Origin of the sequence: Streptomyces sp. NPDC007095, from assembly GCF_040634475.1 — a bacterium.
In the GTDB taxonomy this organism is placed as follows: domain Bacteria; phylum Actinomycetota; class Actinomycetes; order Streptomycetales; family Streptomycetaceae; genus Streptomyces.
In genome coordinates this window covers 1-18370 of the sequence record NZ_JBEYFS010000086.1, presented here as the reverse complement: position 1 = coordinate 18370, position 18370 = coordinate 1, and the positions used below count along the sequence as shown (strand labels likewise).

The window sequence follows — 18370 nt, the reverse complement described above, 5'->3', positions numbered from 1 at the left end:
CTGCAGGTCGTCTCAGCCGTCGAGCGCAGCCCGATGCGCACCTGGCGCGCGGCGTGGCACGCGGAACAGGTGGTGCGGCGGGACATCGTCACGCGAGACGGTGTCCGGCGGATAGGCGAGACGTACTACACCGCTGCCGACCAGGAGTTGCGGGCGCCGTTCCTGAGGGACCTGGAGGATGTCGACGAGTTTGAGGTCTGGGCTCCCGACAAGCAGGGGCGGTTGGGCACTGCGACTTATGGTCTGCCGGGCGCGGAAGCGACCTACTTCCACGTGTTCCAGCACGGCAGCGACTTCTTCGGGCCCGGTGGTGATCGGGCCCTCGTGAGGCCGCGCGCCGAACAGGCGATGCGGCGCCTCAAGGGGTTGGGTGCCACTCACCTGTTCCTCCAGTACTGCGGCGACGAAAGCGGGCGCCCGATACGCGAACTGGCCGAGCTCGCCGAGGATCTGGAAATGGAGATCATCGGGTACTCCGGCCCGAGCGCGCTGGCAAGGTCGGGCCCTGGCCGCGCCAAGCTGCACCTCCTTCTCGACCGTAACAACAACCCGTCCCATCTGTGGCTTTACCACGACGAAGGTGACGTGGAGGGGTACCCCAGGGAGCGGCCGAGCTTCGGGGCGCGAGGGGCAGACCGGGAGTTCGGACAGCTCACCGACTGGGAGCTCGCGGAGCCGAGGGGACTGGAGTATCCGGACGCCACCCTGGTCAACGCCGGCGGCTCCGCCTTCGGCGGCGCCCGTCGGGCCGAGGAACGGGCAGCGGCGGAACGGGCAGCGGCGGAACGGGCACAGGACGAGCGGCGTCATGCGTTCGAAGAGCTGTCGAACTCGAACGCGAGCCACCACGCGGGGGTGGTCGGGGACAGCGGTTGGGCGGTCGCCGCGCGTGCATACGAGGGTGCGGTGGCCTCTGCCTTCGCTGTGCGGGGGCGCGTGAGCGATGCGGCGGGCCGGGTCTTCGAAGCCTTCCGTGTCTGGGAGGAGGCCCAGTTCCAGGCCGCCGCGGAGCCGGTACACCGAGGTATCGTCGGTCGGCTGCGGGGTGGTGGTTCGACCGATAAAAACGTGGTCGCCAGGCTCCAGAACGAGTCGGACCTCCGGCAACGGCTGGTGTACTGGCTCACCCGGCTGGAGGGCTACGGGGAGTCCGCGCCCGAGTTCGACGCGAGCTGGTCGCCGCGGTTGGCCGAGCTCGGCTATCTGCGACACGGCGCCCAACTCGACCTCGTCACCAGGCTGATGACGGTCTACCGGCGACTCGGGGAAGCCGGCAAGCTGCCCATGTTCGACACGCCGCTGTTCCTCCAGGCGTTGATGGCGGGCATGGTGCACATCCTGCCTGAAGGCCATGGTCTGGCGCGGTTGTCGATGTTCGAGATCCTGTGGTCCGCCCGGCTGGCGGGGCTCGGCAGCGCGAGCCTGAAGAAGGCGCTGTCCCAGGGCGCGCCCGGAATGTACGAGTGGGTCGACAGGGAGCTCGAGCCCTGGGCGGGGTCCGGTATCGGCGACTCGCAGGTACAGCAGTCGCTCATGCCGCCCCATCTGGCACTGCGCTACGACGCCGCCTTCGCGCCGTTCGGCCTCACCCCGGAGCGGGAGCAGGCGGGGCTTCAGCGGGGTCTGGAGCCGCGGCACCTCGACGCCTTGGGACGCCTCGGGCGCCACAGGTTGCCCGCCGCCGAGGGCGCAGTGCGTGAGGTGGCGAAGAGGGCCTTCACGCTGGCCCCGCCGGTGAACCGGACCATATATTTCATGGACGTCCGGTATCCAGGGGACGATATCAACCGTGAGATCGGCGGCTGGAGCCCGGAGAAGGTCTACTTCTCCGTGTCGGACGCCTACCGCGATCTGAGGGCCAACCACCGTCACCTCCGCAGTCTGCGACGTGGCGCGGCGGTCGTGCTGGTCGAGGTGAATGCGTCGACCGCTCGTGATGTCACCGAGCTGGTCTCCGACGAGACTCCTTCGGCCCGCTACCTGCCCGGTACGCGGTTCAAGGGCGGCAGCCACAAGTTCGTCCGTATGGACGGCATAGACGTGGTGTTCGCCTCAGCCGTCGAGCACACGCCGATGCCCAGGTGGCGCGGGGAGTGGAACCCGGTCCAGGTGGTGCGGCGGGACGTCGTCACGCGAGACGGTGGCCGGCGGATGGGCGAGACGCACTACAACACCGCGGACCTGGACTTGCGGGAACCGCTCCTGTCGGATCTGGCGGATATTGACTCGATCCAGGTGTGGGCTCGTGACCAGGCGGGACGTTTGGGCGCGGCGACGTGGGAGCTGCCGTTCCCGGAAGATGAGACTTTCCACGAGTTCGGGCACGGCCGTGTCTACGCCGGGCCGGGCGGTCTGAGCCTCTTGAGGTCGGACGCGCAAAAGGCGGTACGGCGCGTCCAGGCGATGGGGCTCAGTCACCTGTTCCTCCAGTACTGCGGTGACGAAAGCAACCGCCCGGTGCTCGAACTGTCCGACGTCGCCAGGGAATCGGGGGACACGACGATCGTCGCGTACTCCGGTCCGGGCTCGCTCGCCCCGGCTGCCGCGGCCCATGCCCGTGCCCAGCTGAACGCCCTTCTCGACGGTAACGGCGCCCCCACGCACCTGTGGATCTACCGCCCCGACGGCGAGGTGGAGGCGTACCCGAGCAGGCCGCCGGGCACGGGGCGGAAGCAAACGCTGCAGGAGGGACAGCTTTCCCGCTGGGAGCCCGCGGAGTTGCCGGGAGCGGAGTACGTCAACCGGCGTGTGGCCGCTGCCGCCTTCACCATCGAGCAAGAAGCGCGGTTGGCTGCGATCAGCGTGAGGCGTGGCCAGGACGCGCGCGAGGAGTACGAACAGCTGCTCCGGCACCCGGAGAATTGGGGCGCGGACTTCTTCGTGGGTGACCAGCGGACGCGGGCCGTGGTGGACGAGCAGACGTTGCGCGAGCCGGCGGAAGATCAGTTGCAGGACGAGCTGGTGGACCAGCAGTTGCTTGACGCGGGCATAGAGCCGGTGGAGGAAGGGCCGTCGCTGACGATTTTCCCGCCCGAGGTGTATGGCCATACGAGGTGGGGTGCCGCGGCGCGTCGGTATGATCGCGCGTTTGCGCAGGCCGTCGGTGGCACCGAGGACATCGAAGGCGTGGAGGCTGTCTTCGACGCGGTCCGGGACGGCTACGACGAGCTGCATGACCTGCTTGTGCCGCGGGTGGATCCGGACTCCGCGGGGGAGCTGCGCCATCTGCGGGGAGCGCTGAATGATACGGAGAGCCTGGCGGAACTGGTCGGCGCGTTCCGGCGGGTGGCCGTGGACTACCGTGAGGACCTCACCCGGCTGTTCAACATCGTCTCGCCGGCCGGGCGTGGGCCGGTCGACGATGCCTGGCGCGAGGCCATGGCCGAGCGGGGTCTGCGGGCGGGGTCGGCGCCCTCGGATCATCTTGATGATCTTGACTGGCTGTTCGTGGTGCACCGGGAGCTTGGGTTCGACGAGCCGCAGCGGCTGTTGTTCCGGGACGGGGTACTGGCCTACGTGCTTGGGGCGGGGCGTCCCGCGTTCGACGTTCTGGAGGCTGCGCACCGGGCGGGGCTGAGCGACGAACATGTGGGGCCGGTGGTCGAGGGGCGGGGAGAGGGGGTCGACCTTTACCAGCTGCTGGCCGACGTGGTTGACGGCCATTCCGAGGACATCGACGCGGACTTGTGGGGCGACCTGGAGCCTCCGGACGTGGTGTTGTACCGCGAGTTGGGTGGTCGCTACGTGATGGCCGACGACGCCCAGCAGGCGGCCCGTGACCTGGGGTTGCCACCGCATAACGCGTCCGCTTTGGTCCGCCTCGACGAGCCGCTCGAGGTCGCGGACGATGACCGGGCCGCTTTGGACGGTCTCATCCGGGGTCTGTCGTCGGAGGGTCTGCAGATGCTGTCCCCGGCCGGCGGGGAGGCGTGGCTGGCTTCCTGGTTGCCCCGCGATCTGGTTTTCGAGGTCGGCCTGGTGGCCCCTGTAGGTGCCGATCTCGTGAACCTGCGGGTATCGCGGGCCGACGCCGCCCGGACGCCCTACAACGAGCCGTCGGACGAGTGGGCCTTGGTGTTCTTCCGGGTTCTGGAGTCCACTGCGCCTGAGGTCACGGCGCTGCTTCCGGCGGGCACGGTACGGACGCTCAGGTATCCCCGGGGGGTGCCGGCCGAGATCCTCGACGTCCGGCGGGAGCGGCGTACGGGAAGCACTGTGGTGACGCTGAGGGAGGTGCATCCCCAGCCTGAGGTCGTCGACGACGAGTCCGGGGCGAGCTCGGTGTCGGACGAGTCCGGGGCGAGCTCGGTGTCGGACGACGACGTGGTGGAGGAGGCGCCGCCGGGAGACGGTCCGCTGCCGCAGACACCGGTGCGCTATCCCGAGCTGTACGACGATCCGCGGTGGAAGGCTGCGGTCGCAACGTACCTTCGCGCGTGGCGGCTGAAGGCCGGCGGTTCCGATCCGGCGGTGATCGACGTCTTCAAGAGGAGCCTCGCCGAGCTGCGTCGCAGGGTGGGCGCGGAGCCGCCGGCGCCGGAGCAGGACCTGCTGACGGGGCTGGGGGCTTTGCTGGAGGCCTTCACGGATCTGCTCGCGGATCACAGCCAGATGTTCGGCGACCTGTACCGGCACCGCGACGGACGCGATGCCGAATGGCTTCGCGTCATGGGTGTGGAGCGCGGCTTGGATGCGGCAGAGTACGCTTCGAGCTATCTGGAGCAGCTGTTCCTGGTACACCGGGAGCTCGGATTCGACGAGGCCGACCGGTTGTTGTTCCGCAGGGGGCTGCTGTCCCGCTACATCGGCATCGACCGTCCGTTTGATTTTCTGCGGGTCTCACACTGGGCGGGGCTGGGTGACGAGCGCGAGCGGGCTGTGCTCGCCAGTGAGGGTGTCGAGCTGTACCGGCTGCTGGACGAGATGCTCCCCTCGCCCCGGAACATCGACTCGGTGCTCGACGAGGATCTGGCGCTGCCGCACCTGGCGGTGTACCGCGAGCTGGCCGGTGACGAGTGGGTGGAACAAACCAGCCGGGCCGCCCGGGAGATGGGCCTCGAGCCGGAGTACGGCGCCGCCCTGCATGGCGCGGCCATGCGGGCTCTTGGCCGGATGGACCCGGACGTCGGCCATGACAGCGAGCTGCTGGAGACTCTCGAACGGGGGCTGGCGGGCGAGGCGCTGGAGATGCTGCCGCCGGTCAACGAGCCGGTGTGGTGGACAGAGTGGCTGTCGGCGTCCGACGAGTTCGAGAGCGGCACGGAGATCGCCCACGAGGACGTCATTGTCGCGCGTCCCACCATGAGCGACGCCGGCAGGGATGCCGATGCTGTACTGGAGGGGCAGAGGCGGACGTTCCACGGCGTCGCGGTGTCCGCCGCGCGTGAGGTCACCGCACTGGGTATGGACGGTGGGCGGCGGCTGTTCATGTACCCGCCTGGCGCCAGGCACGAGACCCAGAGCTACTCGCGGCGTCCAACCGGCGACGCGCGTTTGATGTTGGGAGAGTTGGCACCGCGGCCGGTGTCCGTCCTGAGCCGGGAGGACAGCCTTCCTCGGTTGCGCGAGATCTGGGACGCGGATGACGAGCTGACCGGCTTCGCGTACTTCCCGGACGCCCACTGGGCGGTCCGTGAGCCGTTGTACCGGCGGTTGCCCGAGGTCCGCAGGATGTGGGTGTATCGCGAGGGTGAGTCTGGTCGGACATGGCGTGCGCAGGTGGATGTGCCGACGGCGGCCGGTGCTCCGGTCTTCTTCTACTCCACCCACAGGGACACGCTGACTGAGCGGGCCGTCGTCAGTATGGCGGGGTTCGCAGCCGGAACGGCGCAGAGCGCCGGGCGCGAGGGCCCGGTCCAACTGTGGGTGACGGCGTGTGGTCCCGATGTGGATGAGCCCGCATGGGAGGACCTGGCGAGGCAGGTCCGGCATCTGCGGATGAGGACCGTCGAGTCCGGCCAGGGCGTTTTGCTGGCGATAACTCCTGGCCGGCAGGAAGGCGCTCTCCCGGAGATCCATGTGTTCCCGTCTCCCGATGGCGGGCCCGGTTGGCTGCGTGTGCGTGAGCCGGACGGGCGGGCGGTGCGGTATCCGCGAGAACTCCCGTCCCGCTGGGAACTGGGCGAGTTGCCGGGTGCGGAGTACGTCAACCGGCGTGTGGCCGCTGCCGCCTTCACCATCGAGCAAGAAGCGCTGTTGGCCGCGATCAGCGCGAGGCGCGGCCATGACGCGCGCGAGGAGTACGAAAGGCTGCTCCGGCCGGAGAATTGGGGCGCGGACGTCTTCGTGGGCGACCGGCGGACGCGGGCCGTGGTGGACGAGCAGACGTTGCGCGAGCCGGCGGAAGATCAGTTGCAGGACGAGCTGGTGGACCAGCAGTTGCTTGACGCGGGCATAGAGCCGGTGGAGGAAGGGCCGTCGCTGACGATTTTCCCGCCCGAGGTGTATGGCCATACGAGGTGGGGTGCCGCGGCGCGTCGGTATGATCGCGCGTTTGCGCAGGCCGTCGGTGGCACCGAGGACATCGAAGGCGTGGAGGCTGTCTTCGACGCGGTCCGGGACGGCTACGACGAGCTGCATGACCTGCTTGTGCCGCGGGTGGATCCGGACTCCGCGGGGGAGCTGCGCCATCTGCGGGGAGCGCTGAATGATACGGAGAGCCTGGCGGAACTGGTCGGCGCGTTCCGGCGGGTGGCCGTGGACTACCGTGAGGACCTCACCCGGCTGTTCAACATCGTCTCGCCGGCCGGGCGTGGGCCGGTCGACGATGCCTGGCGCGAGGCCATGGCCGAGCGGGGTCTGCGGGCGGGGTCGGCGCCCTCGGATCATCTTGATGATCTTGACTGGCTGTTCGTGGTGCACCGGGAGCTTGGGTTCGACGAGCCGCAGCGGCTGTTGTTCCGGGACGGGGTACTGGCCTACGTGCTTGGGGCGGGGCGTCCCGCGTTCGACGTTCTGGAGGCTGCGCACCGGGCGGGGCTGAGCGACGAACATGTGGGGCCGGTGGTCGAGGGGCGGGGAGAGGGGGTCGACCTTTACCAGCTGCTGGCCGACGTGGTTGACGGCCATTCCGAGGACATCGACGCGGACTTGTGGGGCGACCTGGAGCCTCCGGACGTGGTGTTGTACCGCGAGTTGGGTGGTCGCTACGTGATGGCCGACGACGCCCAGCAGGCGGCCCGTGACCTGGGGTTGCCACCGCATAACGCGTCCGCTTTGGTCCGCCTCGACGAGCCGCTCGAGGTCGCGGACGATGACCGGGCCGCTTTGGACGGTCTCATCCGGGGTCTGTCGTCGGAGGGTCTGCAGATGCTGTCCCCGGCCGGCGGGGAGGCGTGGCTGGCTTCCTGGTTGCCCCGCGATCTGGTTTTCGAGGTCGGCCTGGTGGCCCCTGTAGGTGCCGATCTCGTGAACCTGCGGGTATCGCGGGCCGACGCCGCCCGGACGCCCTACAACGAGCCGTCGGACGAGTGGGCCTTGGTGTTCTTCCGGGTTCTGGAGTCCACTGCGCCTGAGGTCACGGCGCTGCTTCCGGCGGGCACGGTACGGACGCTCAGGTATCCCCGGGGGGTGCCGGCCGAGATCCTCGACGTCCGGCGGGAGCGGCGTACGGGAAGCACTGTGGTGACGCTGAGGGAGGTGCATCCCCAGCCTGAGGTCGTCGACGACGAGTCCGGGGCGAGCTCGGTGTCGGACGAGTCCGGGGCGAGCTCGGTGTCGGACGACGACGTGGTGGAGGAGGCGCCGCCGGGAGACGGTCCGCTGCCGCAGACACCGGTGCGCTATCCCGAGCTGTACGACGATCCGCGGTGGAAGGCTGCGGTCGCAACGTACCTTCGCGCGTGGGCGACGGTGTGGCGTTCCGATCGGGCGGTGATCGACGCCCTCCAGAGGAGCCTCGCCGAGCTGCGTCGCAGTGTCGGCGAGGAGTCGGCGGCGCCGGAGCAGGGCCTGCCGACGAGGCTGGGGGCTTTGGTAGAGGCCTTCACGAATGTGCTCGCGGACCACAGCCAGGTCTTTAGGGAGCTCTCCCACTACCGTGAGGGACGCGATGCCGAATGGCTTCGCGTCATGGGTGTGGAGCGCGGCCTGGATGCGGCGGAGGGTGCTCCGAGCTATCTGGAGCAGCTGTTCCTGGTACACCGGGAGCTTGGCTTCGACGAGGCCGACCGGTTGTTGTTCCGCAAGGGGCTGCTGTCCCACTACTACGCCATCGACCATCCGTTCGATGTGCTGCGGGCCTCGCACTGGGCGGGGTTGGGCGACGAGCGTGAGCGCGCTGTGCTCGCCAGTGAGGGCGTCGAGCTGTACCGGCTGCTGGATGAGATGCTCCCCCCGCGCCGGAACATCGCCCCGGCGCTCGGTGAGGATCTGGTTCCGCCGCATCTGGCGGTGTACCGCGAGTTGGCCGGTGACGAGTGGGTGGACGCAGCTCGTGCGGCCGCCCGGGAGAGGGGCCTGGCGCCGGAGTATGGCGCTGCCCTGCGAGGCATTGTGGCCCGGGATGTCGCCGATGACGGTGAGCTGCTGGAGACCCTCGGACGCGGTCTGGCTGCCGAGGCGTTGGAGTTGCTGCCGCCGGTCAACGAGGCGGCCTGGTGGTCAGAGTTGCTGCCGGCTGACCATGAGATCGAGACCGGCACGGAGATCGTTCACGGGGACTTCATTGTCGCGCGTCCCACCATGGGCGACGCCGTCAGGGAAGCCGGTGCCGTGCCGGAGGGGCAGCGGCGGACGTTCCACGGCGTCCCGGTGTCCACCGCGCGTGAGGTCACCGCACTGATGGGTGGTGGGCGGCGGCTGCTGATGTACCCGCCCGGCGCCAGGCACGGGGCCATGAACTACTCGCGGGTTCCGTCCGGCGACGCGCGTGCGATGTTGGAGGAGTTGGCATCGCGGCCGGTGTCCGTCCTGAGCCGGGAGGATGATCTTCCTCGGTTGCGCGAAATCCGTGACGAGGATGACGACCTGACCGGCTTCGGGTACTTCCCGGACGCGGACTGGGCGGTCCGTGCGCCGTTGCTACGGCGGGTGCCCGAGGTCCGCACGATGTGGGTGTGGCGTGAGGATGAGCATGGCCGGAACTGGCGTGCGCGCGCGGATGTGCCGACGGCGGCCGATGCTCCGGTCTTTTTCTACGCCACCCATGGCGACACGCTGGTTGAGCGCACCGTCGTCAATATGGCGGGGTTCGCGGTCAGTGTGGCGGCCGGCGCCGAGCAGGAGGGCCCGGTCCAACTGTGGGTGACGGCGTGTGGTCCCGATGTTCAGCGGCCCGCGTGGGATGTCCTGGCGAGCCATGCTCAGCGTCTCGGGATGAGGGTGGTTCAGTCCGACACCGGCGTCTCCTTGGCGATAACCCCTGGGGAGAGGGCGGACAGTCCCCCGGAGATCCATGTGTTCCCGTCTCCCGGTGGTGGGCCCGGTTCCCTGCGGGTGCGTGAGCCGGACGGCCGGGTGGTGTCGTATCCGCGGCAGGGCCAGCTCACGTCCCGGTGGGAGCTCGGCGAGTTGCCGGGTGCGGAGTACATCAACCGGGACCGGAGCTCCGCCCGCGCCATCGCGGCGGCTGTCCAAGAGAGTGACGAGGAGGCGGAGGGGGACGAGAGGCCGCTCCATGAGCGGGTGTTGGAGGCAGCGGCGGCCGAGGTCGTGGAGTTCCGGGAGCGGGTGCTGGGGGAGCGTCCCCGTCAGCCGGATGTTGTGGAGGAAGAGCCGTCGGACGACACCGAGCCGGAAGAACCGGCACTGATACAGGAGCCGATTCGCTATCCCGGGCTGTACCGCAGTGAGCAGTGGAAGGCCGCGTCGGAGCGGTACCTTTCCGCGTTCGCGGCGGCCATGGACGGGGCTCGGGAGGTGAACGAGGTTGTCCGCGAAAGCCTTGCCGAGCTGAACCGCACTGTTCTGGCACTGCCGGAGGTCGCGCGGGACGGTGAAGCTCCGGAACGACGCATGCAACGCCGGCTGGAGCAGGAGCAGCAGTTGTCGCTGCTTGAGATGATCATGCACTTCCGAGAGACCCTCGGTCGCCGTAGTGAGGAGCTGGGCGGACTGTGGAACTGGTCCCCGGTGTTCGCTGGGCCGGGTGACAGGAACTGGCACTGGGCCATGGAGGACGAGCGCGGCCTGCGGGTGAGCCGGCCGCATGTGACGGATGATCTTGAGTGGCACTTCGTGGCTCACCGGGAGCTCGGTTTCGACGAGCGGCAGCGGCTGTTGTTCCGCGAGGCTGTGCTGGCCGCCGCCCACTGGGTGTCTTACGGCGGCTATTCCCCCTTCAACGTTTTGGAGGCTTCGCACCGGGTTGGGCTGGGCGACGAGCATGAGCGGGCTGTGGTCAGCGAGAAGGGTGAGGGCGTCGACCTTTACCGGTTGCTGGGAGAAATGGTCGCCCCGTATGCAGATGACCTCACCCCGGAACTGAGGCGGGGCCTGGTACCGCCGGAAATCGCGTTGTACCGCGAGTGGGCCGGTGCTCCTCAGCTGGACCAGCACGGTCGCCGGACCGCGCAGGCGATGGGCCTGACGATGGAGCACGCCGACGCCCTGGCCGGCCTCAGCAGGCCGCTCGCGCGCGGCGAGGACGGGAAGGTTCTGAACGCTCTCGCACTGGGACTGGCGGCAGAGGCGGTGGAGCAGCTGCCGCCGGCCAACAGGGAGCTCTGGCTCGCGGAGCCGCTACTGGATCCGGACTCCATCGACCTCGGCATGTCTATGGCCTCATCCATGCTCAGTGTGCTGAGTCCCTCGCGGGAGGACGCACAGAGAGTTTACGCAGACAGGGAGACGCAATACGCCGCCGCGGGCTACGAGCCGCAGCAGGGGCCGTTGGTCTTCTACCGGATGCCGGCGTCTGCTGCGCGTGAGGTCACGGGGCTCGGCGGGCGGCTCCCGCGGTTCAGGCCTGCCGGCACCATGTTGGAGGTCACCGATGTTCGGCATGAATCGGATGCCGGCAGCTATGTGGTGACGCTGCAGGAGCAGAGCCCGCAGCAGCCCGCACCTGCCGGGGGGCGGCTTGACGATGTGCGGCGGCGCCAGATCCGCGGCACTGACGGCGAGTTGGTCGGCGACGGGTACTTCAACGACCATGACTGGGCGATTCGGGAGCCGGTGTACCGGTGGCTTCCGGAGGTCACCAGGCTGAGGCTGTGGCGTGAGGGTGCGGGGGCGGTCTGGGAGCGCGCGTCCGTGTCGGTGCCGTGGGGCCGGGATGCCCGGGTCCGTTTCTTCGCCGGGCACGGTTCCGGGCTCGGCAGCGCTGAGGGCACCGGCAGGAACATGGCATGGCGGGCCATGAACAGGGACTTCACCGATGTGACCCTGCTGGCTTGCGGCCCGGGTGGGATGACCCCTGAGTCGGAGACCTTGCGGACTGCCGCCCGTGAGTACGGCGTGGTGATTCACGAGATCCCGGTGGAGATGTCGTACGGTCCGCTTCCTGAGGAGGGTGGGCCCGGGGAGATCGACGTGCTCCCGGGCGAGGGCGGCGTGTCCGGTTTCGTTCGTTCGTATCATCCGGATGGCCGGGTGGTGCGGACGCCGGCGCAGGAGCCTGCCGAGTGGGAGGTGGCGCCGCGTCCGGATGCGAAGTACGTCAACCGGGACCAGCGTTCCGGCCGTGCCGCTGCCGCTGCCGCTGCGGCTGCGGCTGCGATTGCGGAGGAGCTGGAGGGCGGCGAGGACCGTGCGGCCGCGGTCGAAGGGGCGTTGGGGCTCCGGGACGGGTTGTATCTGCGTCACCTCGTGATCGATCCGCGCGTAGGGGCCGTACTGCGCGATGCCGATGAGGAGTCCTGGTCCGACTCGGACTCGTCGTCGGACGAGGAGTACGACTCGGACTCGTCGACGGACAGCACGGCAGCGGCACCGCGGGGAATGGCGCCGCTGCGGCAGACAGCGGTTCGTTACCCCGGGCTGTATGACGTCGAGGGGAACTGGGAGGGCCTGCGGCGAACGTATGGCGACTCCTTCGGGAAGGTGATGTCGGCCGCTCCGGAGGTGATCGACGCCGTTCGTGACGCCCTCGCGGAGCTGTACCGCACCGTCGCCCGGCTGAACCCGGATCTTGAGGAGGACGTAAACCGAAAGCTGGTCCAGCTGACCGAGGACCGGCCCGAAGATGCCACCGGTCTCCTTGACAGCTTCAGTGAAGCGGCCGACGAGCACGGCAGTCTCCTCGCCTCGCTGTGGCGCGAGTTCTGGAGCCCGCGTGGGCCGCGCGACGAGGAACTGGTCGTGGCCATGCGCGAGCGCGGCCTGACGGTGAGCCTGTTCCCGTCGGACGACCTTGAGCGGCTGTTCGTGGTGCACCGGGAGCTTGGGTTCGACGAGCGGCAGCGGTTGTTGTTGCGCAACGCGGCGCTGGGCCTCTACGTCGGCTCATACGACCTGCCGTTCGATGTTCTGCAGGCCTCGCACTGGGCGGGGCTGGGTGACGAGCGCGAGCGGGCTGTGCTTGCCGGCGCTGAGGGGGTCGAGGTTTACCGGTTGCTGGACGAGCTGATCGCCCCGTATACCGAGAACATCGGCGACCCGCTGCTGAGGAATGGGCTGGTGCTTCCGCACCTGGTGGCTTTCCGCGCGTTGGCCGGTGATGCGCTGGTGGATGAGACCAGGCAGGCCGCCGCGGAGATGGGCCTCAGCCCGGAGCATGGCGCCGCGCTGCGCCGCGTCGCACAGCTGGGCGGGACGGCCGACGATGACGACTCTCTTCTGGACACTCTCAGCCGGGGTCTGGCGACCGAGGCGCTGAAGATGCTGCCGCCGGTCAATGAAGAGGGCTGGCGGGCAGTGTGGCCGCCGTCCGTGACGGTCACGCGTCCGGTCGGCACGGTGCTTCCGCCCCTGAAGGGGTTCTTCAAACTGACTGCCTCGCGGGAGGACGCCGCCCGGACAGCCGACGGCGTCCCGCGGGACGGGGCGCTCCTGCAGTTCTACCGGGTTTCCCGGGTCACTGCACCTGAGGTCACGGCGCTGGTTTCGCCCGGCGGGCAGCGGGTGTTCATGTATCCCCCGGGGATCAGGTACGAGGTCACCGACGTCCGGCTGGCGGCGGACTCGGGTAACCGATCGCCTTACGGGAACGTGATGACGTTCCAGGAGGTGAATCGGACGTCCGTCCCCGCCGCGGAGGGGGGCGACGGTGTGCGGCGGCGTGACATCCTCGATCGGAACGGTGAGCTGGTCGGCGACGCGTATTTCAACGACGCCGACTGGGCGGTCCGGGAGCCGGTATATCGGTCGCTTTCGGACGTCACCGAGTTCGCGGTGTGGCGTCAGGGCTCGGGGCCGGGCCTGGAGCGCGCGTCCGTGTCGGTGCCGTGGGGCCGGGATGCCCGGGTCCGTTTCTTCGCCGGGCATGGTTCCGGGCTGGGCTTCGCTGACGGCACCGGCGAGATCATGGCGGAACGGGCCGAGTCGGCCGGGTTCACCGATGTGGTACTGCTGGCCTGCGGCCCGGGTGTGCGGGGGCCGGGGTCGGGGATCTTGCGGGAAGCCGCCGGTCAGTACGGCGTGGTGATTCACGAGATCCCGGTGGAGGTGTCGTACGGTCCGCTTCCTGAGGAGGGTGGGCCCGGGGAGATCGACGTGCTCCCGGGCGAGGGCGGCGCGTCCGGTTTCGTGCGTTCGTATCATCCGGACGGCCGTGTGGTGCGGTATCCGCGAGAGCTCCCGTCCCGCTGGGAACTGGGCGAGTTGCCGGCGGCGAGGTACGTCAACCGGGACCGGCACCCTGCCCGTGCCGCTGCGGCTGCGCTGCTGGATGAGCCACAGCCCGGCGACGGGGTGTTGGCCAGGACCGATCCGGGGTTCCAGGAGCGGTTGGGGCATCCGCTCGGTTTCGTCGTGGACCGAGCCACGCAGGCCGTATTGCGTGCGGAGCGGGGTCATGAGTATCTGCGGGAAAGGCCAGGGGTTTTCCTGCCGGTCCCGCCCGAGGTCGAGGTCCCGGACGACGACGAGACCGTCCTGGCGGGCCAGGTCGTTGACGACGAGTCCGATGTGGGTTCGTTGTCGGACGACGGTGAGGTGGAGCGCCTGGAGCCGGGAGACGGTCCGCTGCCGCAGACACCGGTTCGTTACCCCGGACTGTATGACGACGGCGGGGACTGGGAATGGTGGCGGGACACGTACGCCGTCCAGTTCCAGCGGGTGATTTCCGGCGCCTCGGAGGTGATCAAGGCCGTTCGTGGGGCCCTTGACAGGCTTTACCGCACCGTCGCCCGGCTGAACCCGGATCTCGCACCCGATATGAGCGGGCAGCTTGACTGGCTGAATCGGATGGGGTCCTGGCGAGCCATCGATTTGATCCTTGAATTCTTGGAAAAGGCCGATGAGCACCGTCGGACCCTCACCCCGCTGTGGAGCCCGTTCTGGAGCCCGCGTCAGCAGCGCGAACAGCACTGGCAGGAGGCCATGAGGTCGCAGCGCGGCCTGCGGGTGTCGGACGAGGTGCCGGACGAGATCGAGTGGCTTTTCGTGCTGCACCGGGAGCTTGGGTTCGACGAGCCGGAACGGTTGTTGTTCCGTGAGGCGCTGATGGGCTACTACGTCGGCCAGTTCGGCGTGCCGTTCGATGTGCTGCAGGCTTCGCACTGGGCGGGGCTGGGTGACGAGCGGGAGCGGGCCGTGCTCGCCGGCGCCGAGGGTGTCGAGGTGTACCGGTTGCTGGACGAGATGATCGCCCCGTATACCGGGAACGCTGACAACCCAGCGGTGATGATCCAGCGGCCGGTCCTTCCTCACCTTGGAGTTTTCCGCGCCTTGGTCGGTGCACCGTCGGTGAATGCCGCCAAGTACGCAGCCGCGAGGATGGGCTTGGCACCGGAGCACGCGGTCGCCCTGCGCCGCGTCTCTCAGCCGGACTGGACGGCCGACGACAGTCTTCTGAGCACCCTTACGCGGGGTCTGGCGACCGAGGCGCTGGAGATGCTGCCGCCGGCCAACAAGGTCGTATGGCTGGCGCGGGAGCTGTCGCCGGGCGCCGGCTTCGCGGTCGGCCACCGGTTCGGCGGCGACGGTCCTGACTTCCTCAGCTTCATGGCCACGATGGCCGACGCCGCCGCTCGCGCCCGGCCAGGGTGGGAGCGGGTGGGGTACCTCCGGGTCCCTGCGTCCACCGCGCGTGATCTCACGGCGCTCGGCCTGGGATACGTGTACCCCCCCGACGCCGCCTTCGAGATCACCGCCGTGGACCACCTCAGCTCGCCCGACCAGACGGGACGTGTGGTCATGCGTCCGGAAGAGGTCGCGACTGCGGGGGAGTTGAACCTGCGTGGACCGCGTGCGGTTCAGCCGCCCGGCCGGGATGACCAACGGCCGGTCTCCCGTGAGATTCGGGACGGGGGTGGCGGTTGGCGGGGTGAGTCGTTCTTCGGCCCGGTTGATCAGGCGTTGCGGGCCGCTGCGCTGCCGCGGGTGGGGGACATCACGGCGTTCAGTCAGTGGCGGGGGTCCGGCGTTGACCGTGTGGGTGTTGACGCGGCGATGCCGGTGGTCGACGGCAGTTCGGCGTTCTGGGTGGGTCACGGTTTTCGGGCCGGGGATCCGGGCGGGGTCGGGCGGTTCGTGGGCAGGGTCGCGGGGATGGCGGGCCGGGTGGCGGCGGCGGGTTTGACGTCGATCACGGCGCTGGCCTGCTTCACGCCGGCGTCGTTGGCTGTCGCCGCCGACCGGCTCAGGCCGATCGTGGAGAGCACGAACCTGACGGTCTATCTGCTGGATTCCCAGGTCGCGGTCGTCCCGGGGGAGGGCGGTGGGCGGGCCCGTATCCATGTGGCCCCGGCCGCGGGGGGCATGGCCACCGGCTTCTTCGCTGTGCGGCCGGGTGTCCCGGACTACGTACGGGTCCCCGACACGTTCACCGGGCCGGCCGCCGAGCCGCTGACGTCCCGCTCCTACCCGGCGGCGGCGTACTGGAACGACGAGCCGGATGCCACGCGAGCCCGCTTCACCTTCTACGGCACCGACGCATGGCAGGACGCGGCGAAGGCGTGGGAGGTGGCCGTGGCCCAGGGGCTGGCCGGCGATGGATCGGTCGTCCATGGCGTGAGAATAATCGCGGAAAGGGTCCGCCGGTTCCTCGCCCGCGTCCAGGGCGATGTGGGCGCCGCCCGGGCGTTCCTGCCGGGCGAGAGGGCCCGTGCGGCGCACGGCGTTCTGTGGGACTTGCTGACGGCCCCGGTCATGACTCGTGACATGCTGCGGCGCCTGGTGGACGGACTCGGGAACGCCGTCTACGCCAACCCGGACCGCTTCTTGACGGCGCAAGCGCTGATGGCCAGGCACCCGAAAACGAACGTTCACGGTCTGCCTGTTGATGTCCCGAAGGTCATCCCGTACCCGGACGGCATGCGAGCCGAGTGGGGTGGCCGGCTGGGGTACCGGCTCGGTAAGGGTCTGCCCGAGGGGCCCGGCCTCTTGCTGCGGTTCGCCGAGGTGCTCGCCGACGACGACCGTCAGTTGATGCGGTTCCGGGAAGGGCTCTTCGCCGCGCTCGTGGACGGTGGCAAGGACAGTCCGACGGCGGCGGACCTGTTCTCCGCATTCCAGGGCGTGGGCGTGCGGGAGGAGCATGAGCCGGAGATCTTCGCTGTCGATGCCTCCCGGTGGTACAGCTGGATGGAAGCGACACTGGATCCGGTCGGTCGGTCAGGCTCTCGAGTGTCGAGGGCGGATCTGGTCCTGCCGCATGCGCGGGTGTATGCGCGGTGGGCGGCGAAGCGGCTGGTGGACCGGGCGCTCCCGGACGTCGTGGCCACCCTGATCGACCCGTATACCTCCAAGGCCAACTGGGCGGCCGGGCCGGAGCGTCGGGCGGCGTTCCGGCGGTGGATGCTGCGGCAGCGGGTTCCCTACATATTGGACAACCTCCTGCCTGCCCATCTGATCGCCCTGCACCTGGCCAGCAGTGACCATGGGCTGATGGATCCGCGGTTCACGGAGTCCACCGATGAGGCCAGGGCTCTGCTGCGTGAGCGGGTTGAGGGGATCGTCCGGCAGGAGTTCGAGGCAGGCACCCACGATTACCCGCAACTGCTGGCGAGCCATCTGATGTTCCAGGAGACGCTCGAACGGTTCGTCCGTCAGGAACTGGCGTCGGTGCCGGACGAGTTGCTGCAGGTGGCGGGGGATCTCGCCGTCGGTGCGCCGCATGCTGAGTTGCCGTCGCACACGGAGATGGCGATCGAGGGGCTCGCTCTGCTGCCGGGTGCCCGGCGCGTGTACGAGGTGAGCGTGGAGAGGGGATTGCCGGACGACCCTGACGCCCTGAAGGAGGCGCTGTTGAAGCGCGCCGCCTCCGCGGTGGGCCCGATGCACCCCACCAGGGTGAGCAGGGAGGCCGCCGTTGACGCGCTGTCGAAGGATCCGGCAGACGGGTTGCCGGTGCTGTGGGATGTGGAGAATTCCACGGCGCGGGACGTTTCCTGGATCGCGACGCGTCCGCAGGACGCGCTGGCGCTGTACGAACGGGCGACGCGTTTTGAGGGTGTTGAAGTCGAGCTTCCCGGCGACGGTCGCCCTTACGCGCGTGTGGTTCGGCGGGAACTCCCGCGGCCGCTGGAGCCGCAGGCCTGGAACCGCCCCCTCCTCAATCGGACCGTCACCGATGCCAGTGGCTCACTGGTCGGCATCACCAGCCTCCCCAGCTACCAGATCACGGACGCATACGGCCGCGGCATCCACCGGCGGTTGATTTACCAGGACGCGCGGATCGACAAGTCCGGCGAGGTAGTGGACCAGGGCACGCCGAAGGCCGTGCCCTGGACGGGGAAGACGTTGTCAATTGTCACGCACAGTGACGGTCACTTGCTCTGGTCACCCACGCCGTATGGTCTGAAGTACGTCGACCCCTTTGACGGGAGCCTGTATCTGGCCCAGCTGATGGCCAGTACGGGTAACGGCTTCCAGCGTCTGCTGTCGTTTCCGTGCTACAGCGGCTGGGACCGCAGCGGCGCCGGCTCGGTGAGCCAGTGGCTGAGCTACGGGACGGGGCTCGGAGCCCACGGCCCGAACGTGAAATCCGGGTGGTCGGATTCCGGCCGCCGCACGGAGCTGCTCAGGTTCCCCGGCGAGCACCCTGCTGACTGGGTGGCGTCCGAGCCGTGGAGCCGGGTGGAGTGGGCGGAACGTGTCCGGCTGGTGGGGCGGGACGTCGCGGGCCATGTGACGGGCTTGCGTGCGGAGTTGCAGTTCGATCCACGCTGGCCGGAACTGGCCGACACGTACGAGAGCGCCTTCGCTGAGGCCATGGGCCGTGACATCCGGGTGCGGCAGCTCGCCTTGAGCGCCGCTCGCTGGCTGAACAGTGAGATGTCCGCTCCTGCCGACCCCCTGGACCTGTGGCGGACGGAGGGCCGGAAAG

The 18370-nt window shown here is 69.1% G+C and carries 1 protein-coding gene (cut by a window edge); it reads left to right on the top strand.

The annotated features are described in order from the left end of the window. Positions 1–18370 carry part of the coding region annotated (locus ABZ656_RS27485) for a hypothetical protein (protein ID WP_360271128.1) on the top strand (this coding region is incomplete at its 3' end). Its footprint begins 24033 nt before the window's first position, so 18370 of the 42403 annotated nt are shown.